21 protein-coding genes, 1 other RNA gene and 2 pseudogenes are annotated in these 22,013 nt (G+C 43.6%); 11 read left to right on the forward strand and 13 right to left on the reverse strand.

Annotation, left to right across the window (positions count from 1 at the left end):
* Positions 1–69 precede the first annotated feature (69 nt).
* From CCS41_RS17265 to CCS41_RS10775, 3 genes are read left to right on the forward strand one after another with little or no spacing between them, the layout of a single operon-like run.
* A complete protein-coding gene (locus CCS41_RS17265) occupies positions 70–231 on the forward strand; it encodes an IS630 transposase-related protein (RefSeq protein WP_119797572.1) in 162 nt (53 codons plus the stop codon).
* A 10-nt stretch (positions 232–241) separates the two neighbouring features.
* Entirely contained in the window at positions 242–436 is a 195-nt protein-coding gene (locus CCS41_RS17270; protein ID WP_119797588.1) for an IS630 transposase-related protein, read from the forward strand.
* Positions 351–941, forward strand: coding sequence for a transposase (locus CCS41_RS10775; RefSeq protein WP_119797574.1), 591 nt, complete (start codon positions 351–353; stop codon positions 939–941). The genes CCS41_RS17270 and CCS41_RS10775 overlap by 86 nt, the downstream gene beginning before the upstream one ends.
* 10 nt (positions 942–951) lie before the next feature.
* On the opposite strand, the gene CCS41_RS10780 is transcribed toward CCS41_RS10775, so the two are convergent.
* The 4 genes from CCS41_RS10780 to CCS41_RS10790 all read right to left on the reverse strand — a co-directional run bounded on the left by CCS41_RS10780 (position 952) and on the right by CCS41_RS10790 (position 3,178).
* Positions 952–2,199 (reverse strand): IS4 family transposase, encoded by a 1,248-nt coding sequence (locus CCS41_RS10780; protein ID WP_119797575.1) that lies wholly within the window; start codon positions 2,197–2,199, stop codon positions 952–954.
* A 120-nt stretch (positions 2,200–2,319) separates the two neighbouring features.
* Positions 2,320–2,637 (reverse strand): transposase, encoded by a 318-nt coding sequence (locus CCS41_RS10785; RefSeq protein WP_119797576.1) that lies wholly within the window; start codon positions 2,635–2,637, stop codon positions 2,320–2,322.
* A 39-nt stretch (positions 2,638–2,676) separates the two neighbouring features.
* Complete coding sequence (locus CCS41_RS16140; protein WP_205411519.1) at positions 2,677–2,898, reverse strand: hypothetical protein; 222 nt, start codon at positions 2,896–2,898, stop codon at positions 2,677–2,679.
* Positions 2,813–3,178, reverse strand: coding sequence for an IS630 transposase-related protein (locus tag CCS41_RS10790; RefSeq protein ID WP_072551074.1), 366 nt, complete (start codon positions 3,176–3,178; stop codon positions 2,813–2,815). Before CCS41_RS10790 ends, CCS41_RS16140 begins: the two co-directional genes overlap by 86 nt.
* 641 nt (positions 3,179–3,819) lie before the next feature.
* On the opposite strand from CCS41_RS10790, the gene pdxJ reads away from it, so the two are divergent.
* Genes pdxJ through tadA form a run of 3 tightly spaced genes read left to right on the forward strand, consistent with a single transcriptional unit; the run spans position 3,820 to position 5,483 of the window.
* Positions 3,820–4,563 (forward strand): pyridoxine 5'-phosphate synthase, encoded by a 744-nt coding sequence (pdxJ, locus tag CCS41_RS10795; RefSeq protein WP_072551075.1) that lies wholly within the window; start codon positions 3,820–3,822, stop codon positions 4,561–4,563.
* A complete protein-coding gene (gene acpS, locus CCS41_RS10800) occupies positions 4,551–4,937 on the forward strand; it encodes a holo-ACP synthase (RefSeq protein ID WP_072551076.1) in 387 nt (128 codons plus the stop codon). The genes pdxJ and acpS overlap by 13 nt, the downstream gene beginning before the upstream one ends.
* A 39-nt stretch (positions 4,938–4,976) precedes the next feature.
* A complete protein-coding gene (tadA, locus tag CCS41_RS10805; protein WP_072551077.1) occupies positions 4,977–5,483 on the forward strand; it encodes a tRNA adenosine(34) deaminase TadA in 507 nt (168 codons plus the stop codon).
* Between the two features lie 10 nt (positions 5,484–5,493).
* Here tadA and clpA read toward each other — a convergent pair whose 3' ends face one another.
* The 4 genes and pseudogenes from clpA to macA form a co-directional block, all read right to left on the reverse strand.
* A complete protein-coding gene (clpA, locus tag CCS41_RS10810; RefSeq protein WP_072551078.1) occupies positions 5,494–7,770 on the reverse strand; it encodes an ATP-dependent Clp protease ATP-binding subunit ClpA in 2,277 nt (758 codons plus the stop codon).
* A 27-nt stretch (positions 7,771–7,797) separates the two neighbouring features.
* A complete protein-coding gene (clpS, locus tag CCS41_RS10815; RefSeq protein WP_119797762.1) occupies positions 7,798–8,097 on the reverse strand; it encodes an ATP-dependent Clp protease adapter ClpS in 300 nt (99 codons plus the stop codon).
* Positions 8,098–8,172: 75 nt separating this feature from the next.
* A pseudogene (gene macB, locus CCS41_RS10820) lies at positions 8,173–10,130 on the reverse strand (macrolide ABC transporter ATP-binding protein/permease MacB).
* A complete protein-coding gene (macA, locus tag CCS41_RS10825; protein WP_072551081.1) occupies positions 10,130–11,242 on the reverse strand; it encodes a macrolide transporter subunit MacA in 1,113 nt (370 codons plus the stop codon). Before macA ends, macB begins: the two are co-directional and overlap by 1 nt.
* A gap of 269 nt (positions 11,243–11,511) precedes the next feature.
* Here macA and CCS41_RS17780 point away from each other — a divergent pair.
* Positions 11,512–11,659 (forward strand): annotated as a pseudogene (locus tag CCS41_RS17780) (IS982 family transposase); the annotation flags it as partial.
* Positions 11,660–12,163: 504 nt separating this feature from the next.
* Positions 12,164–12,987, forward strand: a protein-coding gene (locus tag CCS41_RS10840; protein WP_240313751.1) for an IS5 family transposase whose coding sequence is annotated in 2 segments (ribosomal slippage) — positions 12,164–12,551 and positions 12,551–12,987 — 825 coding nt in all. Because the reading frame shifts where the segments join, the coding sequence is not laid out codon by codon here.
* A 318-nt stretch (positions 12,988–13,305) separates the two neighbouring features.
* On the opposite strand, the gene glpE is transcribed toward CCS41_RS10840, so the two are convergent.
* A complete protein-coding gene (gene glpE / locus CCS41_RS10845) occupies positions 13,306–13,629 on the reverse strand; it encodes a thiosulfate sulfurtransferase GlpE (RefSeq protein ID WP_072549989.1) in 324 nt (107 codons plus the stop codon).
* Between the two features lie 608 nt (positions 13,630–14,237).
* Between glpE and arcB the strand changes: the two genes are divergently transcribed.
* Positions 14,238–16,622 (forward strand): aerobic respiration two-component sensor histidine kinase ArcB, encoded by a 2,385-nt coding sequence (arcB, locus tag CCS41_RS10850; protein ID WP_072549990.1) that lies wholly within the window; start codon positions 14,238–14,240, stop codon positions 16,620–16,622.
* A gap of 181 nt (positions 16,623–16,803) precedes the next feature.
* On the opposite strand, the gene dolP is transcribed toward arcB, so the two are convergent.
* From dolP to CCS41_RS10870, 4 genes are all read right to left on the reverse strand, one after another.
* Positions 16,804–17,379, reverse strand: a complete 576-nt coding sequence (dolP, locus tag CCS41_RS10855) for a division/outer membrane stress-associated lipid-binding lipoprotein (protein WP_072549991.1) — start codon at positions 17,377–17,379, stop codon at positions 16,804–16,806.
* Positions 17,369–17,977, reverse strand: coding sequence for a DnaA initiator-associating protein DiaA (gene diaA / locus CCS41_RS10860; protein ID WP_072549992.1), 609 nt, complete (start codon positions 17,975–17,977; stop codon positions 17,369–17,371). Before diaA ends, dolP begins: the two co-directional genes overlap by 11 nt.
* A gap of 95 nt (positions 17,978–18,072) precedes the next feature.
* Positions 18,073–18,441: a YraN family protein gene (locus tag CCS41_RS10865; protein WP_072549993.1), complete on the reverse strand. Its 369-nt coding sequence runs from the start codon at positions 18,439–18,441 to the stop codon at positions 18,073–18,075.
* Between the two features lie 235 nt (positions 18,442–18,676).
* Positions 18,677–20,374: a penicillin-binding protein activator gene (locus CCS41_RS10870; RefSeq protein WP_072549994.1), complete on the reverse strand. Its 1,698-nt coding sequence runs from the start codon at positions 20,372–20,374 to the stop codon at positions 18,677–18,679.
* A 133-nt stretch (positions 20,375–20,507) separates the two neighbouring features.
* Here CCS41_RS10870 and rsmI point away from each other — a divergent pair, with 133 nt between their 5' ends.
* Complete coding sequence (rsmI, locus tag CCS41_RS10875) at positions 20,508–21,380, forward strand: 16S rRNA (cytidine(1402)-2'-O)-methyltransferase (protein ID WP_072549995.1); 873 nt, start codon at positions 20,508–20,510, stop codon at positions 21,378–21,380.
* Between the two features lie 42 nt (positions 21,381–21,422).
* Positions 21,423–21,800: RNase P RNA component class A (gene rnpB, locus CCS41_RS10880), an RNA gene on the forward strand.
* Positions 21,801–22,013 lie beyond the last annotated feature (213 nt).

A 22,013-nucleotide genomic window follows, 5' to 3' on the forward strand; every position in this document is an offset into this window, starting at 1 on the left:
CAATCATATAGCGTAACGTATTAATTTTGATTACAATGTATAGCTAAATTATTTAACAGGGAGTTAGCGATGAGCCACTCTGTCGATTTTCGCCGTAAAGTTCTGGGTATTCGAGAGCAAGAAAACTTGAGTATCAGAGAGACCGCTAAACGCTTCCACATTGGTTCAGCTTCCGTTACCCGCTGGCTCAGTCGTATCGAGGTTAAAGCTTCTTCCCCCCCGTCGGCGTAAGCTTGATAAAGTGGCGTTAGCTAAAGATGTTGCACGTTATCCCGATGCTTACCAACGGGAACGGGCGGCGCGCTTTCAGGTGTGCCAGAAAGCCATTTGGCAGGCACTGAAAAACCTGGGTGTCACCTATAAAAAAAACCCTGCGTCATCCCAAGGCAGACGAAGAGACACGGCGCGCCTTCCAGGACACGATAGCCTGCTATAAAAAGCAGGGAAAACCGGTCGTTTATCTGGATGAAAGCGGTTTCGCACACGATAGGCCACGAACCCACGGTTATGCTACACAAGGTCAACGCTGTTGGGGTACCCAGGATTGGCAGCCTAAGGGCCGAACAAATGTCATTGGCGCGTTACTGGGAACCGTCCTGATGGCGGTCGGATTATTTTTTTGTTCCATTAACAGTGATGTTTTTTACGCCTGGGTTACCCAGCGCCTTTTGCCTACTCGTCCTCCTCATTGTGTCATCGTGATGGATAACGCCAGTTTCCACAAACGTCTCGACATTCAGCAGGCTATCAGTAAAGCCGGGCATCGGATTGAATATCTCACTCCCTACTCACCTGCTCTCAATCCTCACTTTTACCCACAATTTTTGTTATTAAGAATAATGAACAATCTCACATTTTCTTGCAGGATCTCATACCCTCGCCAAAGCGACATTATTCCCGGTAAACCCTCGGCACGTCGGTTAAGAAATCCTCCCAATTGACCCAGCCATGTTATTGCCTGAAGCACTGTGGGGGATGCTCGGGAAGGCGGCTTGTTGTCTGTATTCTGCAATACAGCGTTTGCCATTCTATCTTTGACAACACATCGGTGCAGGTAGCCTCAGGACACAACGCTGCCATTTTGGTCATATACATCAGTTTGAAGGCGATAATGCTTTTGAGGGTGATCATTTTCGTTAGTTTGGTTGCCGTATTTAAACGACATTGTTCAACACAACATCCTGATTTCAGTGTGTTGAAGAACTCTTCTATCTTCCATCTCAGTCTATACCCATTCACTTTCTCTTCTGCTTCAAAGGCGTCAGTGGCCGTCAAATTGGTCAATAATACCCATTCGACAGGCGCTACTCCTTCTGGAGGAGGCTGTTCTTTAACACTGATGGCAGATACGTGAACCTTTTCATGGATATGCCGTGAAGCGTCTTTATTGGTAGGCCCATAAACTAGATTATTTCTAATGGGGAGCCAGCCTGAAATGGAGCGAATATCCACATAAGCCGTTCTTGCTACCCTTTGCTGATTTTTGGGCAGGGTGAGTGCTATGGTTTTTAAAATCGGCGTCTTTGACAAGGCGGTTTGCACCGTTGTTTTTTTCCCCTTTTCATCGATAAATTTTCTGTCTTTCCGGTTGCGGATAATAAAAAATGTTTTTAGTGAGCTTGCAACCCGAAAAAGTTCGAAAATATCCGCTTCTCTGTCTCCCAGCGTGATTAAGCAGGTATCTTTGGGTATCAGCGCCGCTGTCTCGTAGAGGGTCTCTATCCACTTAATACTTTCTTTCTCTTTCATTGTCGATTGATAAAGCCGCCGCTGTTTTTCCTGAGGGGTTTCCTCTCGGGAAACACGTGACCCGCATTTAAGCGAGGATAACCCAAGCGGCAAGCCCTCCTGAGTTACCATCAAACTTGCATGAAGCATCAACCCCATTTTATGTTTGTGATAGGCTTTAGATATACTTCCCAACCCCTCTGTCTTTTTATGTGTGTCAAAGTCCAACTCTGATCTGTCCTGAAGAGAAAAAACCAGTGAATGCCCTTCCAGGCGTTTTTGTGTTTGTACACAATGTGTACGGAATATCGCGCTCTCGCTCACTCTCTCATTGCTAAAAAATCGATAAGCTCCTTTGGCCTGTGACCAGGAACCATGACAGCTTGGGTAAATTGAACCTGACGCTTTTGATGATAATAAGCCCGCTGTTTCAAAAAAACGCTCTTTAAGGCGTTTATCTCCGAAATCAATTTAATGAAATTCTTCCCGGATCCACTCATTCCCATTACCCGTTACTGTTTTCATGTGCCTGTTTCCTGATTTAACTATTGACTCTACCAATAATCCAATTTCACCTGAATCATTTTTCATTCAACGTTGTGGGTAAAAGTGAGGATTGAGAGCAGGTGAGTAGGGAGTGAGATATTCAATCCAATGCCCGGCTTTACTGATAGCCTGCTGAATGTCGAGACGTTTGTGGAAACTGGCGTTATCCATCACGATGACACAATGAGGAGGAAGAGTAGGCAAAAGGCGCTGGGTAACCCAGGCGTAAAAAACATCACTGTTAATGGAACAAAAAAATAAGCCGACCGCCATCAGGACGGTTCCCAGTAACGCGCCAATGACATTTGTTCGGCCCTTATAGCAGGGGCCGTATAAGTTGATTATGAAAATCAGCAATAACATATTGATATTAATTAATATTTATTAACAAAAGTGATCACGTTACATGGCGCCTGCTATAGCCTGCCCATCCTGGGTACCCCAACAGCGTTGACCTCGTGCAGCATAACCGTGGGTTCGTGGCATATCGTGTGCGAAACCGCTTTCATCCAGATAAACGACCGGTTTTCCCTGCTTTTTATAGCAGGCTATCGTGTCCTGGAAGGCACGCCGTGTCTCTTCGTCTGCCTTGGGATGACGCAGGGTTTTTTTTATAGGTGACACCCAGGTTTTTCAGTGCCTGCCAAATGGCTTTCTGGCACACCTGAAAGCGCGCCGCCCGTTCCCGTTGGTAAGCATCGGGATAAAGTGCAACATCTTCAGCTAACGCCACTTTATCAAGCTTACGCCGACGGGGGGAAGAAGGTTTAACCTCGATACGACTGAGCCAGCGAGTAACGGAAGCTGAACCAATGTGGAAGCGTTTAGCGGTCTCTCTGATACTCAAGTTTTCTTGCTCTCGAATACCCAGAACTTTACGGCGAAAATCGACAGAGTGGCTCATCGCTAACTCCCTGTTAAATAATTTAGCTATACATTGTAATCAAAATTAATACGTTACGCTATACATTGTTAACAAAGTAATTTGAGGACATTAAGATAAACGATAGCGAAGCAAGGAAAGAAGGTGACATCAAGCTTGTCAACGCATTGTAATGGTTCAATGAAACAGGACACCTTCTCAAGTCACATTGTGATACTGCCCGATGTTCAATTCTGTACCTCCATACACGAAAAAGACGGTCAGGCGGGATTTTTTTGATTTGCAGGAATGATTATTGTAGAGTGGGGCGACTCTTGTTTATAGGGCTGTAATGGGGACTATAAAATAGTTTTTGATAAAAAATATTAAAATAAATCAAGTAAATGAGCGGTAGGTTAAAAGTCAGTCGCAGCAAAATGTTCATGATGGCAAACGGCGGGTAGAGCAACAGAAAACAGGCATGAAGTACGCGAATTAATTTTTTTAAAGCCTGTTCCAAATCTTTTTCGCTGTGCTCAGACGACAGACGAGGGAAAAATGGGCGAAAAGGCGCAGTTTACTCTTTGTATAGAACAAAAGGGAGTAAATGAGCATTTTGAGTACGTTTTTGACGAAATATCAAACGAGACAAGAGATTTCGAACAGGTTCTTAGAGGGGCATTATGGCTGATCTGCTATTGGGTGTTAATATCGATCATATCGCGACATTACGAAATGCACGTGGGACTTGCTATCCTGATCCTGTCCATGCCGCTTTTATTGCTGAACAGGCCGGAGCAGATGGTATTACCGTGCATTTACGTGAAGACCGTCGCCATATTACTGATCGTGATGTGCGTCTTTTGCGTGAAACCATCCAGACACGGATGAATTTAGAAATGGCAGTAACCGATGAGATGGTTGCCATCGCGAGAGAATTGAAACCGCATTTTTGTTGCCTCGTTCCGGAAAAGCGTGAGGAAGTGACTACTGAAGGTGGACTGGATGTTACTGGTCAATTGGATAAAATTGCCCCAGCGGTTGACATCTTGTCTGCGGCTGGGATCTTGGTTTCATTGTTTATCGATGCCGATGAGCAACAGATTGACGCTGCCAGTGTTGTTGGCGCACCCTATATTGAGATCCACACGGGTGTTTACGCCAATGCGTCCAATGACCTTGATCGTCAGAAAGAATTAGGGCGTATCGCCAGCGCAGTAGTTTACGCTGCCAGTAAAGGGTTAAAGGTTAATGCGGGTCATGGCATTACTTACCATAATGTCAAATCTATTGCTGTGTTAGATGATATTCACGAGCTAAATATTGGTCATGCTATTATAGGCGAGGCAGCGATGATGGGTTTAGCGTCTGCGGTGAGCAAGATGAAAGAATTAATGAAGGAAGCGCGTGCTCAATGGCGATCTTAGGTTTAGGTGTTGACATTGTCGCCATAGCGCGTATTAAAATCATCGTCACGCGTTCTGACAATAAACTCGCACAACGTATCCTTCATCCCTCGGAATTACAGCGTTATTTGCAACATCAACAGGCGGTTCGTTTTCTGGCAAAACGTTTTGCCGTCAAAGAAGCGGCGGTGAAGGCTTTGGGGACGGGGATGCGCAATGGTCTGAGGTTTAATCAATTTGAAGTGTTCAACGACAAACTGGGTAAACCGGTTTTGCGACTGCATCAACGAGCTGCAGAATTGGCGGCAGAGCTTGGTATGACATCGTTGCATGTTTCGTTGTCGGATGAGCAACACTATGCCTGTGCTACCGTTATTATTGAAGGATGTGTTTAATCGAACAAGCTCTTAGGATATTGTCGTTTAGAGAAGAATATGTTTGCTGAATATAATGATGAATATTGGATGGCTCAGGCATTACAATTAGCACAGCGCGCGCAGGCAGAAGGTGAAGTGCCGGTGGGCGCGATTTTGGTTTTGGATAATCACGTGATTGGCGAAGGCTGGAACCGACCTATTACTCATCACGATCCCACCGCCCATGCAGAAATTATGGCGTTGCGTCAGGGAGGAAAAAAACAACAAAATTACCGTTTACCTGACACCACCTTATATGTGACTTTGGAACCCTGTGTGATGTGCGCCGGTGCCATGGTCCATAGCCGTATCCGCCGTCTAGTATATGGAGCCAGTGATGAAAAAACTGGGGCAGTGGGCTCGTTGGTGGACATTTTGCGTCATCCCGGCATGAATCATCAGGTAGAAATCAGTACCGGGGTGTTAACTGAAGCCTGTTCACAGTTGTTGAGCGCTTTTTTCAGCCAGCGGCGGCTACAACACAGAGCAAAAAAACTCGCTCGACGGGATGATGTGCAATGTTAATCAATAAATATTAATGAACCGCTCCTACTGTTTTTCGTTTTTGCGCCGCGTGAAACTGATAGGCAAGTTGCTTTTTATTTTTCTCCAAGCCAACGATGACTGATCCACCGTAAAGCAGCGAGCCGAACAACAACTCGTTAGCTAGCGGTTTTTTCAGATTTTCCTGAATGGCTCTTTCCATTGGTCGTGCCCCCATCGCTTTGTCATAGCCCCTTTCTGTCAGCCAGTGACGTGCTTCATCACTGATTTCAAGCGACACGCCTTTTGCGTCGAGCTGAACTTGTAATTCGACAATAAATTTGTCAACGATTTGTTGTACCACCATCGGTGACAAATGATTGAACCAAATAATGTTATCGAGACGGTTACGAAACTCCGGTGTAAATATTTTTTTGACTTCTTCCATCGCATCGCTGCTGTTGTCTTGTTGCCTGAAACCGATAGAGGTACGTTCTGTTTCCCGTACACCGGCGTTGGTGGTCATGATCAGGATGATATTACGGAAATCGGCCTTGCGACCATTGTTATCCGTCAAGATGCCATTATCCATTACCTGAAGTAGGAGATTAAAAAGATCAGGATGCGCCTTTTCGATTTCATCCAGCAGCAAGACTGCGTGTGGATGTTTCATTACCGCATCGGTCAGTAATCCTCCTTGATCATAGCCGACATAACCTGGTGGTGCGCCAATCAATCGGCTAACAGTATGACGTTCCATGTACTCCGACATATCAAAGCGCAGTAATTCAATATCCAACGCTTTCGCCAATTGCACGGTGACTTCGGTTTTCCCTACGCCGGTTGGGCCTGCAAATAAGAAGGAACCCACCGGTTTTTTTTCATGACCTAACCCAGCACGGCTCATTTTGATGGCTTCGGTCAATGTTGCAACCGCTTTATCTTGACCAAATACCAACATATTTAAACGATCATATAAATGTTGTAACACATCTTTATCACGCTCTGAGATGGTTTTCTCTGGTATCCGCGCTATACGAGCGACCACAGCTTCAATATCAGCAACATTGACGGTTTTTTTGCGTTTGTTCGTTGGCATTAATCGGGTACGGGCACCAGCCTCATCAAGTACATCAATAGCTTTGTCCGGTAAATGACGATCATTAATATATTTGACTGACAGCGTTACCGCCGAATGAATGGCTTTAGCGCTATAACGGACATTATGATATGCCTCATATTTCGATTTCAATCCATTAAGGATCTGTATCGTTTCTTCTGTTGTGGGTTCAGCGATATCAATTTTCTGGAAGCGACGGGCTAGAGCGCGGTCTTTCTCAAAAATATTACTGAATTCCTGATAAGTGGTCGAACCCATAACTCGGATCCTACCACTGGAAAGCAGCGGTTTTATCAAATTAGCGGCATCGATCTGCCCACCTGATGCCGCTCCAGCACCGATAATCGTATGAATTTCGTCGATAAATAAAATGCTGTCTTTATCTTGCTCCAACTGTTTCAATAAAGTTTTAAAACGTTTCTCAAAATCGCCGCGGTATTTGGTTCCAGCCAATAATGAACCGATATCCAGAGAATAAAGTTTGCACTTTTCTATTACATCGGGCACTTCTTTTTGCTCGATACGCCAGGCCAATCCTTCAGCAATAGCTGTTTTCCCGACACCCGATTCACCGACGAACAAGGGGTTGTTTTTTCGCCGACGGCACAACACCTGAATGGCACGTTCTAATTCATTATCTCTACCAATCAGAGGATCAATACCACCGACATTCGCCAGTTGGTTAAGATTGGTAGTGAAATGTTCTATCACCTCTTCCGCTCCCGTCTGTTCTTCGCTCGACGAATTTTCCACATTGGGTAGGGGATCGGGTTCATTTTTCCGCGATCCGTGGGAAATAAAATTAACAACATCTAAACGACTGACATCATGTTTACGCAGCAGATAAGCTGCCTGGGATTCCTGTTCGCTAAAGATAGCAACCAATACGTTGGCACCGGATACTTCACTACTGCCGGATGATTGCACGTGGAATACCGCACGCTGTAAAACACGTTGAAAACTGAGTGTTGGCTGAGTATCACGCTTTTTGTCATTTTTAGATAATGTCGGTGTCGTTTGTTCAATAAAAGTTTCCAGTTCTTGCCGTAATGCAACCAGATTAACTGTACATTCCTCTAGTGCTCTTCTTGCAGCCGGATTGTTCAGTAACGCTAGCAATAGGTGCTCCACGGTCATAAACTCATGTCTATGCTGCCGCGCTTTGGCGAAAGCCATATTGAGACTGAGTTCAAGTTCTTGATTGAGCATAGGCACCTCCCCAATAAATTGCCTTAATCAGGCTTTTTCCAGCGTACAAAGCAATGGATGTTCGTTCTTCCTGGCGTATTGATTTACATGTACGACTTTAGTTTCTGCGATTTCTGCGGTGAACACACCACAAATTGCCTTACCCTGATGATGAATACTTAACATCAAATGTGTTGCTAGTCCGATGTCATGAGAAAAGAATTTTTGCAGCACGTCAATTACAAATTCCATTGGAGTATAATCATCATTGTTAAGTATCACTTTATACATAGAGGGTGGTCTAAGCTGATCGATTTGCTGCTCATTAACTAAATATTCGACATCCAGTCCCGAATTATCTAGTCCCTCGTTGTTGTTGTATAGGGTTGCCTTGCTTTGCTCGTTGTCGTGATACAAATGATTTTACTCCCGTGCTAAAGCGTCAATAGGGTTAAGACGCGCCGCATTGCGTGCGGGTAGATAACCAAAAACAACACCAATAATAGTAGAGCATAAGAAGGCACTGACCATTGCCATAAGTGGAAAAGCCACTTGCCAGTTTGGTAACAAGGCTGAAACTGTTAAGCCAATGGTAAAGGACAGTGTCAGCCCCAGAGCGCCGCCGACCAGACACACCAATACTGCTTCAATCAAAAATTGTTGCATCACATCACCCGACCGCGCGCCGACTGCCATACGGATGCCAATTTCACGAGTACGTTCTGTCACAGAGACTAGCATGATGTTCATTACCCTATGCCTCCAACGACCAAAGAAATCACCGCCACCAAGGTGAGAAAAAGCTGCATTGTCCGCGTGGTTTTTTCAGCAGCTTGTAGATAAGTATCCATATTATAGGTATAGATATCTTTTTTGCCGTGACGCAGTGTTAACAACCTGATTAATTTTTGCTCGGTTTCTTTGCTGTTGTACCCTTCTTTTAGGCGTACCGTAATAGAATCAAAATAATATTTGCCTATTAACCGATTCGCCATCGTGCTATAGGGCAGCCATACCTGCAAAGTCTTGCCATTGCCAAACATCGATGGTTTTTTTTCTACCACCGCGACTACGGTTGCAGGCATATTACCGATCAAAATAACCTGTCCGATCACTTCTTTCAGATGTGGGAATAAGAGACGTCGCGTGTTGTTATCAATCACCACGACCTGATTTTGCTGGTCTACCTGATCTTGGCTGAAGGGCACCCCTTGTGCCATCGCCATGTCAAAAACATGAAAATATTGGTTACTGACGCCGAAAACGTTGCCCGCTCTATCAAGATTACCCGCTCGCAGACGCATACTTCCGGAAATAACCGGCGATATTGCACTAACGTAGGATTGAGCATTGAGTGCGGTTACATCATTATAAACCAGCACGCGCTGATTATTGGGATCATCATCACTATAATCACGCCCTGGGTAAATATAGATAGTATTGGTGCCTATAGCGCGAATATCCGCCAGAACTTTTTGTTTAGCGGCATCACCAATCACCAAAATAGACACCACCGAGGCGATACCAATGATGATCCCTAACATCGTCAGGGCGGTGCGCATTTTACTGGACATCATGGCGCGCCAGGCCATAAGTAGCGCTTCACGAAACCGCCCGATCACTTGTTGCCACGAAGGGATATTCACTTTGGGGTTTGTTGATATCCTGTTCTTTGGCGACGACCAATAACCGGAATCAGCGATAATTCTACCGTCTTTGATTTCAACAATACGTTCAGCTTGAGCCGCAATATTGGGATCATGGGTGACGATAATCACGGTATGGCCTTGCTGTTGCAGCTGTTTTAGAATAGCCATGACCTCTGCATTGGAATGACTATCCAATGCCCCGGTGGGTTCATCAGCGAGGATCACTTGTCCACCGTTCATCAACGCCCGAGCGATACTGACGCGCTGTTGCTGTCCCCCTGATAGCTGATTCGGTTGATAATTGATTCTTTCTTCTAGCCCGAGACGTGTCAACAATTCAATGGCGCGTTCTCGCCTTTTGTTCTTAGCTAGTCCCGCATAAACCGCGGGTATTTCAACATTATGGGTGGCATTGAGATGTGACAATAAATGATAACGCTGAAAGATAAAACCAAAATGTTCACGCCGCAACAGGGCTAGCCCATCGTTATCCAGTGTTGCCACATCCTGGCCGGCAACCAGATAGGTGCCTGCTGTCGGTTGATCTAAACAACCGAGAATATTCATCAGCGTTGATTTACCAGAGCCAGAAGCACCCATGATCGCGACCATCTCGCCGGCATGAATTTCTAACGAAACATCCTGTAGTACATCGATACCTTGTTCATCAATACAGGGTTCGCCGGACTGGTAGCGCCGACGAATAGATTTGAGTTCAAGTAAGGCCGTCATTATTCTTCCTCCTGACCACTACGGCTGAGAATAATGTCCTCATTGACTTTTAGCCCTTCGATGATTTGCACATCCACGTCATTACGGATACCGATGCGAACCTTGCGCTTTTCTTCTTTATTGTTTACTAGTACTGCGACCTGATAGTAATCGTCCCCTAAGGATTCACCCAAAGCAGCTAGAGGTATTACTGTCGCTTGCTTTATATCTATCAATTGGATCGAGATTTGTGCAGTCATTTGCAGACGCAATACTGCATTGGGATTACGGACTTCAAAACGGGCTATATAGAAAATCGCGTCGTTGACTTTTTCTGGTGTCGGCAAAATATCTTTTAAAACACCATTAAAACGTTTGCTCCGATCACCTAACATGGTAAATGAGGCTTTTAAGCCAGGCTTCAAATGGATAACGTCAGCCTCAGAAACCTGCGCATTAACGAGCATGGTGTTCATATCCGCCAGTGTGAGAATGGTGGGCACTTGTTGCGAGGCGATGACTGTTTGGCCTTCCAAAGTGGTGATCTGCACGACTTCACCACTCATAGGTGCCGAAATTTTGGTGTAATCAAGATTAAGTTTTGCGGTGTCCAGACTGGTTGTAGTTTTATTAATTTTTGCTTTGATGGTGGCTACTTTGGCTACGCTTACTGCTAGTTCGGTACTGGCTTTATCTAACTCTTGTTCTGGGGTGGCCTGTGACTGAACCAGCTTACGCTGACGATCCAGGGTCATTTTAGCAAGCTGTTGCTCGGCTCGTGACAATAACAACTGAGCATTCAAATCTTGTAGAGTAGCCTCAACCTCTTTGATTTGGTTTTGCGCTTGTTTGGGATCGATTAGCGCCAATAGCTGGCCTTGTTGCACTTTATCGCCGATTTTTACATATAGATGTTGTAATTGACCGCTAACTTGAGCGCCAACATCCACCTTACGCACCGCGTCAAGTTTACCGGTTGCTAGCACGTTCTGTTGTAGATCTTTTTGAACGACTTTCAAGGTGTGATATTGAACCGGCGTCGGTGTCGTAAAATAGCTGATAGCAATAAAACCTGCAATCATCAAAATAATAATTACGAATATGCGTTTCTTGGATCCTTTAAACCTTGTCAAAGCTATTTCTGCCTTATTGAGTCAGTGTCATCAAATTGCCCAGCGTTATGCGGACACTGAATTTATAAACATTCAGTAAATCAAAAAATTAACATAAAAACGATAATAATTAAACACAAACCGATACCTATAACCTACTCAAACCTGAGTTCGATATAAGGAGTTAAGGTTCAGTTCCATTAACCTTTTGATAAAAAATGAATAAATGACTCGTGCTTTGAGATAATCATGTTTGCAAGCAGGCTTAATTACGAAATAGCAAGACACTTATGGACGATATTACCGAACTTTATTGCTTAATGGATGATTTTTGCAAAAAATTTGAGCCCCTATTTAAATGCACAACGTTTAACGGATGGCTCGAAGCAGCGTATCCACTCCCCCTCTTTTTTTTGGGCAGAACTCACGACTTTTATATGAAGGCATACCGTTTGCCAAAGCTTTCGGCTGTTTTGACTGAAAAATGTTCGGTTGCAGCTTTATATTCGGCCTGGTTGCAGTATACGCTACTGTGGGCCCCGATGAAATCCGTCGACTCAGGCCTCATTTAGTGGACGAGCTTTAAGCTCAGAAAATCATTCAGGTTTAGTGAATCTCGGTCCGACCTATCTTTGTCATCTCTTCCAGCTGCCTGCGCAACCGTTCTTATGAACATTCCGGAGTGATGGATCCTAAAAACCATGATTTCTTTCCAGATTGGATACGTAAAAATGTCAAACCTAAATTCCATCAGACTGTTGAATCTTTATTAATAGACCTCTTCGGAAACTATAGCAGGCGCCATGTAACGTGATCACTTTTGTTAATAAATATTAATTAATATCAATATGTTATTTCTAATTTTCATAATCAACTGATACGGCGCCTGCTATAGCATTCATGTAGGAATGTTGTTAAAAATCTCCTGAACAAGGAGCCCCCATGAAATATGAACAAATAAAGGTATTGGAAGAGGAAAAATTTCGGCGCTTAACCGGAGTTAAACGCAGTACATTTGAAAAGATGATAAAGATATTGAATGAAGCAGATAAATGTAAGCAAGGGAAAGGAGGTCGGAAACCCAAGCTGGGTTTAGAAGATCGCTTATTAATGGCCCTTGAGTATCTACGGGAATATCGCACTTATTTTCATGTTAGCCGAAGCGATGGGGTGAGTGAGAGCACCTGCTATGAAACGATTAAATGGATAGAAAATACGCTAATAAAGCATCCTGATTTTGCACTCCTTGGACGCAAAGCTTTATTAAAAAGTGATAGGGAGTATGAGCTCGTTCTTATTGATGCCACAGAAACGCCGATTGAACGTCCCCAAAAAAACAAAAGCAGTTTTACTCAGGAAAAAAGAAACGACCCACCTTAAAAACCCAAGTGATCGTCGATAAAAAAAGCAAAGCAGTCATCTGTACAAGCTTTACTCATGGGAGGCGTCATGATTTTAGGTTGTTCAAAGAGTCTGGCGTGCGAATACATCCTGAAATCAAAACAGTGACAGATACAGGTTACCAAGGGCTTGGCAAGATCCATTCAAACTCGGCGTTGCCTAAGAAAAAGACAAAGAAAAATCCCTTAACAAAAGAAGATAAACGCAACAATCGTGAGTTATCAAGCCAGCGTGTATTAAACGAAAATGTCCTTGGTATGATTAAACGATTTAAAATCGTATCAGATCGTTATCGAAACAGGCGAAAACGTTTTGGATTACGATTTAATCTGATTGCAGCAATTTATAACATGGAAATTAGATAAATCAGAGTTTCCGAAGAGGTCTAATGAATCCAGCTGAAGCTGCAAAAAATTTATCTAATTGCGGATATCTAGCTAGTATGTTTTATTGAGATGATGAACTGAAGAGTGCCAACACAGAATAACTTTTATTGAAAGTTGAAAAAGCGAATGATTTTATGATAAATGACAGAAATGACAGAAATGACAGAAATGAACGTTTTCTCAGTGCAAGACGACAGATCAAAATGAGGTAACGTATTCATGAATAATGACTGAAAAGTCGTGTTTTGTTGTCTGTTATATAAGCAAAAGTATTTTATCTACTTGTTTTTTATTATTTTATTTAGTGGTAACATCCCGTGGATACTGTTTCGCCCAGGCAGTAAAACCCCCGTCAACGCTATAAACTGCGGCAAAGCCTTGCTCGAGCAAATATTGCGCCGCATCTCGACTACTGTTGCCGTGATAGCACATTACCATCAATGGCTTGGTAAAATCAGTTTGTCGTATAAAGGATTGCACCTTGTCATTAGCCAGATGAAGGGCACCGGGTGCGTGACTTACCAGGTAGCTATGTTGATCCCGAATATCAATTAACAATGCACTACCTTGTTTCCAACGTAAGTGAGCTTGTGCAACATTTATTGTTATAAATTTTTTCATTTTATCTTATGTAACTTAATGAATTAATGTGATTTTATCTTATAAAAACACTTTTTTGAGAGTATTTTGTTGTCATATTACCTTATAATGTTGATAAATATAACCTGATTTATAATTACAGCATGAATAGGAAATTTATGCTTGGATCTGTTTCTATGTATAGCTCGTTGTTCAACACCAATCATAAAGGTAAAATCTGATAGAAAATTTTTCTGAGCCATTAAGTTTTTTTAATAAAGTAGGAAGAATCTATAGATGGTGGTACGTTATTAGACGAAAAAATAAAGTAAAAATTACACAAGAAATACAGAAAAGAAAAAAAAGGATAATGGAAGAGATTTTTACTCAGTAATGAGGGCTCTTACAGTTGGTATTGACAAAAATAATATTAAGGTACTTATTAGATAGAGGTCTCCAAAAATACCTAAAAGTTATAAGTGCAGAAAATGCACTAGACGCGAAAACTAAAAAATATATGCTCGATGAAATTCAAAAGCACGTTACCGGCCTTAGTAATTAGATTAATCCCATCACTCATACAGTGGTAAAAATAAAAAATTCATCCATCAATCAAATGATTTATCATAACAACTCTGTAAGGAGTTGTTATGAACAAAATTAAAGGGTTAGCTCAACATTACGTTGATCTGATGGTTAAATTGGGACTAGTGCGTTTTTCGCTGTTGTTGGCATCGGCATTGGTTACTTTAGCGATACTGGTGCAGATGACCGTCACTCTACTATTACGGGGTTCCGTGGAAAGTGTCGATATCGTACGCTCTATATTTTTTGGCTTGTTGATCACACCTTGGGCGGTCTATTTTTTATCCGTAGTGGTTGAGCAGCTTGAAGAGGCAAGGCAACGTCTTTCCCGTCTGGTCGATAAATTAGCCGTGATGCGTTACCGAGATATGGAGCTGAATCGACAACTCACTCAAAATATTGCTCAACTTAACCAGGAAATTGTCGAACGCGAGAAAGCCGAAAAAGCGCGCACGCGAGTCGTCGCCAAGCTGAAAGAAGAAATGGAGCAGCGTAAACAGGCACAGATTGAGTTAAGTCAACAATCTTCTTTGCTGCGTTCGTTTCTTAATGCTTCGCCAGATTTAGTCTATTACCGTGATGAAAATCATAAATTCTCCGGTTGTAATCGAGCCATAGAGCTACTACTCGGTAAAAGTGAGAGACAATTGGTTGGTTTGACACCAAAGGATGTGTATCCGTCGGATATTGCAGCAAAAGTATTAGCAACAGATGAGAAAGTATTGCAGCATAATCTTTCTTTAACTTATGAGCTGTGGCTCACTTACCCTGATGGGCGTAAGGCCTGTTTTGAATTGCGTAAGGTACCATTCTATGACCAGGTGGGTAAGCGACGTGGGTTAATGGGCTTTGGTCGCGATATTACCGAACGTAAACGCTATCAAGACGCACTGGAAAATGCCAGTAGGGATAAAACTACCTTTATTTCGACTATCAGCCATGAATTGCGTACACCACTTAATGGCATTGTCGGGTTAAGCCGTATTTTGCTTGATACCGAATTAAATGCCGAACAACTCAAGTATCTTAAAACTATTCATGTTAGTGCCATCACGTTGGGAAATATCTTTAACGATATTATCGAGATGGATAAACTCGAGCAACGTAAAGTACGCCTGGATAATAAATCCATTGATTTTATCAGCTTTATGATGGATTTAGAGAATTTGTCTGGCTTGTTAGTACAGCCTAAAAATTTGCAATTTGTCATGGAACCACAAGTGCCTTTACCGAAGAAAATCATCACTGATGGTACGCGTCTACGTCAGATATTGTGGAATCTCATTAGCAATGCGGTAAAGTTTACCGAGCAAGGGCGGATTGTCTTGCGGGTATGTTATGAGGCCAACAATCAGCTAATATTTGCCGTTGAAGATTCTGGTGTGGGTATTGCTGAGGATGAACAGGACAAAATTTTTGCCATGTACTATCAGGTGAAAGACTGTCATGGCAGAAGCCCAGCTACGGGTACCGGCATTGGTCTGGCGGTGTCTAAACGTCTGGCAGAGAGTATGGGTGGTGATATTACAGTCAAAAGCACGCCTGGATTGGGGTCCTGTTTTACTTTGTCGATCAAGGCCACAACAGCAGAAACGGTTACTCAGGTGTGCGATAATCTGCCATTATCGGCGCTGCACGTTTTGTTGGTTGAAGATATCGAACTTAATGTCGTCGTTGCCCGTTCTGTGCTGGAAAAATTAGGCTATAGCGTTGAAGTGGCAATGAATGGACAGGATGCATTGGCGATGTTTAATCCGAATAATTTCGATTTAGTGTTATTAGATATCCAGCTTCCTGATATGAGCGGTTTGGATATCGCCCGCAAAATCAGATCGGACTATAAGCAACATCCGCTGCCGCCATTGGTAGCGTTAACCGCCAATGTATTAAAAGATAGAAAAGAATATCTGGATGCAGGGATGGATGACGTGTTGAGTAAACCGTTGTCCGTTACGGCGCTGACACGAATGATTAAGCAACTTTGCTATCATCAACCCTATTCTGACACAGAAAAACAGGAATATAAATCGATGCAAATCTGTAAGTCGTTACTTGATATTGAAATATTAGAACAATATCTGGAATTGGTGGGATCTCAATTGATTCATCAGAGTCTACTGCTATTTGAGAAAATGATGCCGGATTATTTAGCTGTACTGGATTCAAATATGACGGCGCGTGACCAAAATGGTATCGCGCAGCAGGCACACAAAATCAAAGGTGCTGCCGGTTCGGTTGGTTTGCGTCATTTACAGCAGTTAGCACAACAGATACAGACGCCGTCGTTGCCTGCGTGGTGGGATAATGTTCAAGACTGGATCGATGAATTAAAACTAGAATGGCGCAACGACGTGCAAATTTTACGCGAATGGCTTGTTGACGCTGAAAAAAATAGCCCCGACCGCAGCCGGGGTGCGCCAATATTGCGCCAACACCAGGGAAACACTTAACCCACGTATCATTTTCGTCATGATTATTGTGGGCCCAACCGTCCTCACGGACACATGTATAATTAAACATAGCAAACGTCAGGATCCTTGTTACAAAAATTATTAAAATATGTGATACAGGTTGCTTTTTTACTTAAAAAATCTAAATGCTTGATAATACAAAAATCTGGATTAGAGGGGCTTATTTAACAGTAGTAAACGCGGTAGTGACATGTTTAACTCCACTGACCTTACTGGCTATTTTCGCTGCCGACTGTCCTTCTTGTTGAGTAACCAAACCCAGTAGAAATACTTCACCGTTCTCGGTAGTAACTTTTACATTCGATGATTTGACCAAATTACTGGTTAAGAGCTGAGAACGTATTTTGGCGGTGATCCAGGTATCTGACGATGCTGTTGCTAAATCTACCGGTGTTCCCTGGCGAATTTCATTATATACCTCGTTAGCTCCCTCTATGTTACCGGCGATCTGTTTGGCACGATCAGATAACGAGGTCTTAGGCGCTTGACCGGTGAGTAGAATTTTACCCTGGTAAGCAGTAGCAATCACTCGTGCATCTTTCTTTAATTGTTGATCTTTGCTTAATGCGTTAGCGATACGTATCTCCAAAGTACCGTCATCAACTTGTGTACCTATGGTTCGAGGATCAGTGACGGATTTTGTGGCAACGGCAGCACTGCCAATGACCACGGCACTGATACAACCTTGTAGCAGCAGAGTGCACAACAGCGCAGTAAAAATAGCATCAATTTTCATTCGTACTCCTTTTGTCTTCTTGAGAAAATAGCTTCCCATCAATCAAATCACACAAACAATTCATTGTTAACATATGTATTTCTTGTATCCGGGCACTACGATGAGAGGGAGCACGAATTTCTACATCTTTTTGGCCTAGCAGACCGGCTAATTCACCACCGTCGCAACCAGTAAGGGCAATAATATTCATATCTCGAGTGACTGCTTTTTCAACTGCTTTGATAATACTACGGCTTTTGCAACGTGCGGAAAGCACCAACAAAACATCACCTGCTTGCCCAAAAGCACTCACTTGTTTGGCATAAATTGCTTCATGTAAATTGTCATTGCTGATGGAAGTGAGCACGGTATTATCAGCATTCAAGGCGAAAGCAGGCAAACTGGGTCTATCGGTTTCAAAGCGATTTATCATTTTGGCCGCAAAATGCTGTGCATTTGCCGCAGAGGTACCATTGCCACAACAGAGAATTTTGTTGCCGTTAAGCAGTGACTGGACGAGTGTTTCTGCCGCACGGGATATAGCATCAGGCAAGGCCTCTGCCGCTGCAATCTGGGTTTGAATACTTTCGGTAAAACAGACTTTGATTCTATCCAACACGTTGGTTTCACCCTCTCGTAAAACTAATTGCTAAGAGCCTGTTTGAAATCGTCACGAGCAACCCAATAGATTTCGCACAGACTTCAGGAAGTCTCCTACCGATCCGCGTTGAACGCATTAGGTAGCCATTCTAATTGGTTCCCAGTGATAGCGATAACATCAAAGCGACAGGGCACAGTATCAAAACTGGCACTGCGCTTTGCCAGCCACAATGCTGCAGCACGGCATAATCGTTGTTGTTTGGCCCAGGTGACGCTAGCGGCTGCACCACCAAAAGCATTATTACGACGGAAGCGTACTTCAACGAATATCCAGGTTTTTCTATCACGCATAATAATATCAATCTCTCCGCCACCTAGAGTGATATTGGCAGCTTCAAACACTAGACCCGCTTGCTCGAGATAGCGGCGGGCTAGCATTTCGTAACTGTTGCCAATATCCCGTTGGCTAACACGTTTATCCATAATTTTCTCGCTTTAGATTAAAGCTGCTGTGAAAGCCAATGGGTTGGCGTGGTTCATTAGACTTCTTAGAACCTGTTCGAAATCTCTTGTGCTCGCCGTGTTTTGGTCAAATAATTCGTCAAAAACGCACTCAAAATGTTCATTTACTCTATACGCTGCGGTTGCTGTGCTCCATGTGCCTTGACTTCACATAACGAACTACGGTTTTGCAAGAAGTCTATTAAATAATAAACCGTTATATCGCAGGGATCAGCTTGCCTTGACGATACTGTAACCACGGCAATTTACGGCTGATAACACAATCTGTTGTGACGTTTAAATCACCTGTGGTGCCTGAAAGATGGAAGCCGGCTATCTGGCGCATTTCAGCAAAATAGTTAGCTAACGCCCAAGCATCTATCCCCATAGCGTACAAGCGTATCAGAGAATAGTCATTATTATATTTATCCGCAGCCTGTTTCATGAGTGCGGGATTCGACCCCGCTATCAGTGGGATCTCACTGAACTGAATGCCTTCCATTTCCAAATAATAATCTGCGCTAATACTATACTGATTATTATTTTTCCGGCTACTATTTGTCTGATTACTGCGTGAGCTGGTAAACAGCTCAGGTTTAGTCGGCGAATCGGTTGTCATTTCGATCATTGGTTTAATAAGCGTCATTTCACCGGGTGTTGCCACAATATAAACCGCATCCACATGATTGCTCATGGCTGCCGTAACGGGGGGTGAGCCAGGTAGGGGAGAGACCGGCTGACCACTTAGGCGTATACCTTGACCTCGGTTGATCGCCTGTTTCAGTTTGCTCATTGAAGCAAAGCGTTGTTGTAGCACAGTTTGACCGCCAAGTTTATGCCATTCCTGGGTAAAGGCATAAGCAATTGCATCGCCAAAGGTTCCCTGCGGGGTAATCAGTAATGGCGTTTGTTTTTTTTTCTGCCATAGATGATGAGCCGCATTACGTGCTTCATCTTTAGGAGACAAGGAAAAATAACAGATATTTGTGCTGGTTTTACTTTCTTCAGAATGGTTAAGTGCCAGAATATTCAGTGTTGTTGCGATGGTTGCCAGCTGTGCCACTTCTGGTTTCAATAAGGGGCCCACCACCAGTGTCGCTCCCTCTTGTTGTGCAAGCGCCAATATTTTTGCGACAGGTTGACTCTCAGTGTCATAAACTTTTACCTGTGGGTTAAAGGTAGTCGTGGTATTGGCAACCGACTCTACGGGATCCAACAAGTGATCAACTTGATCTGGGTTAACATCATCATTAGCAGCCATAACGGTCGGCATTGGCATAGTAACCACCGGTAAACCACTGTGGGCATCGAGAAATCCTTGGCGAATAGCCTCACCAAATACTTTGGCGGAGCCGCTGAGTGGTAATAACAACGCAATTTTATCCGTTGATACAGGAATAAAGTTAATCTTCTGCTTTAACGGTGTCGGTAAGTTTTTAACTGCGGGATGGAGTGGATGACGTGTTTGCCACTTTCTTATTTCCACTCTCAGTAAATTTTGATTTTGCTTGCTATCATGGTAGAGCTTGACTAAATCCAGCCAGGCTTGTAGCACGTTTTCATCAGTGTTGATAACCAACTCATTGAGTTGCTGGGGAGTCAATTGCGTCAACGTCTGCCAGGTGTTATCGATATTATCTTGATGATCCTGTTCATCTTCCAGTAATGGTTCTTGAAACAGGTAGCCGCGAATGGTAAGTAATCGTTCGTCAGAGTTGTTATCATTCTGGCTGTGCTGCACGGGTGGTAATCTATTATCAGAATGAGTACTGGTGTTGTGAAGTATATTTGATGGAGGTGGCATTTGTGGGTCATCATCCGCACACCCACTCAGAATAAAAACGGCAAGGACCACAGCCATAAAAAGCGCTATTTGAGTATCCACAAAGGTACGAACACATATTGAGGAAAGCATAACTGTATCCAATGATGTTTTATTTAAGTGATTAATAGACTGCTTGCAAAACCGTATCCATACCACACAGCAGGTTATGCAAGAGGCCTAACATTAATTTCATACCATAACCTACGGTTCTACAATAGGTCTAATGAATTCAGCAAATCAAACAGTCATTTTTGCCTCTACACTTTACGTGGTGCCAACACCAATCGGTAATTTAGGCGATATTACCTATCGGGCGCTGGAAGTATTACAACAGGTTAGTGTGATCGCAGCAGAAGATACACGTCATACCGGTCTACTGTTACAACATTTTGCTATTAAGACCAGTATGTTTGCATTTCATGACCATAATGAAAAAAAGCAGGCAACGGATCAACTATTGAAAAAATTGCAAGCAGGCCAAAGTATAGCCCTAGTTTCCGATGCAGGGACACCTCTGATCAATGATCCTGGTTATCATTTGGTACGGTGCTGTCGTGAAGCGGGCATCAGGGTGGTGCCTCTGCCAGGGGCTTGTGCTGCTATCACTGCGCTTTCTGCGGCGGGTGTCGCTTCGGATCGCTTTTGTTATGAAGGTTTTCTGCCTGCTACAAAAAAAGCACGTGAAGATAGGCTACGGTCGCTTATTAAAGAACCACGAACTTTAATTTTTCTCGAATCAACCCATCGGCTCAAGGAAAGTTTAGCAGATATGGTTAACATATTTGGCTCAGTGCGTTATGTAATACTTGCGCGAGAATTGACGAAAACTTATGAGTCGATTTATGGCGCGCCAGTGGAAGAACTTTTAGCTTGGGTGCAAGAAGATGAATATCGTGGCCGTGGTGAAATGGTATTGATTGTTGAGGGATATAAAGTTCCACTTAATGACGCATTGCCTGTGGAGGCATTGCGTACTTTGGCGCTGTTGCGACAAGAATTGCCGTTAAAAAAAGCGGCAGCGTTGACTGCTAAAATCCACAGTGTGAAAAAAAATGCTTTGTATCGTTATGGTGTCGCTCAAGAAGATTTGGAATAGGCTCTGATGACATTTTGTTGTGACTTCGTTATAATCGCCTGAGGAGTTGACTAGACAGTCGCCGCTTTACCTCAATCCTCTCCGGAGAGAAGTGGTAGAGGGGAGGAAAGTCCGGGCTCCACAGAGCGGGGTGCCAGGTAATTCCTGGGGGCTTAAGCCCACGACAAGTGCAGCAGAGAGTAGACCGCCGATGGCTCGCGTAAGCGAGATCAGGTAAGGGTGAAAGGGTGCGGTAAGAGCGCACCGCGCAGCTGGCAACAGCTTGTGGCAAGGTAAACTCCACCCGGAGCAAGGCCAAATAGGGGTTCACATGGTGCGGCTCGTACTGAACCCGGGTAGGCTGCTTGAGCTAGTGAGCGATTGCTGGCCCAGATGAATGACTGTCCACGACAGGACCCGGCTTACCGGTTGACTCCCCTAACACCAAAGCGCCGAACAGCTTTAGCTATTCGGCGCTTTTTTCATAGGCTTCTTGCAAAACCGTAGTTCGTTATGTAAAGTCAAGGCGGCTTGCGCGCAGTAACCGCATGGTACGCGAGTGTATGAGGATTGTGAGCACCACGTAACGCAGAATTTTTGGTACGTAGTAGGTCTCGCAAGAAGTCTATTAAAGTCACAAAGTGGCAGAACAAA

It is taken from the genome of Candidatus Fukatsuia symbiotica (assembly GCF_003122425.1).
Lineage (GTDB): Bacteria > Pseudomonadota > Gammaproteobacteria > Enterobacterales > Enterobacteriaceae > Fukatsuia > Fukatsuia symbiotica.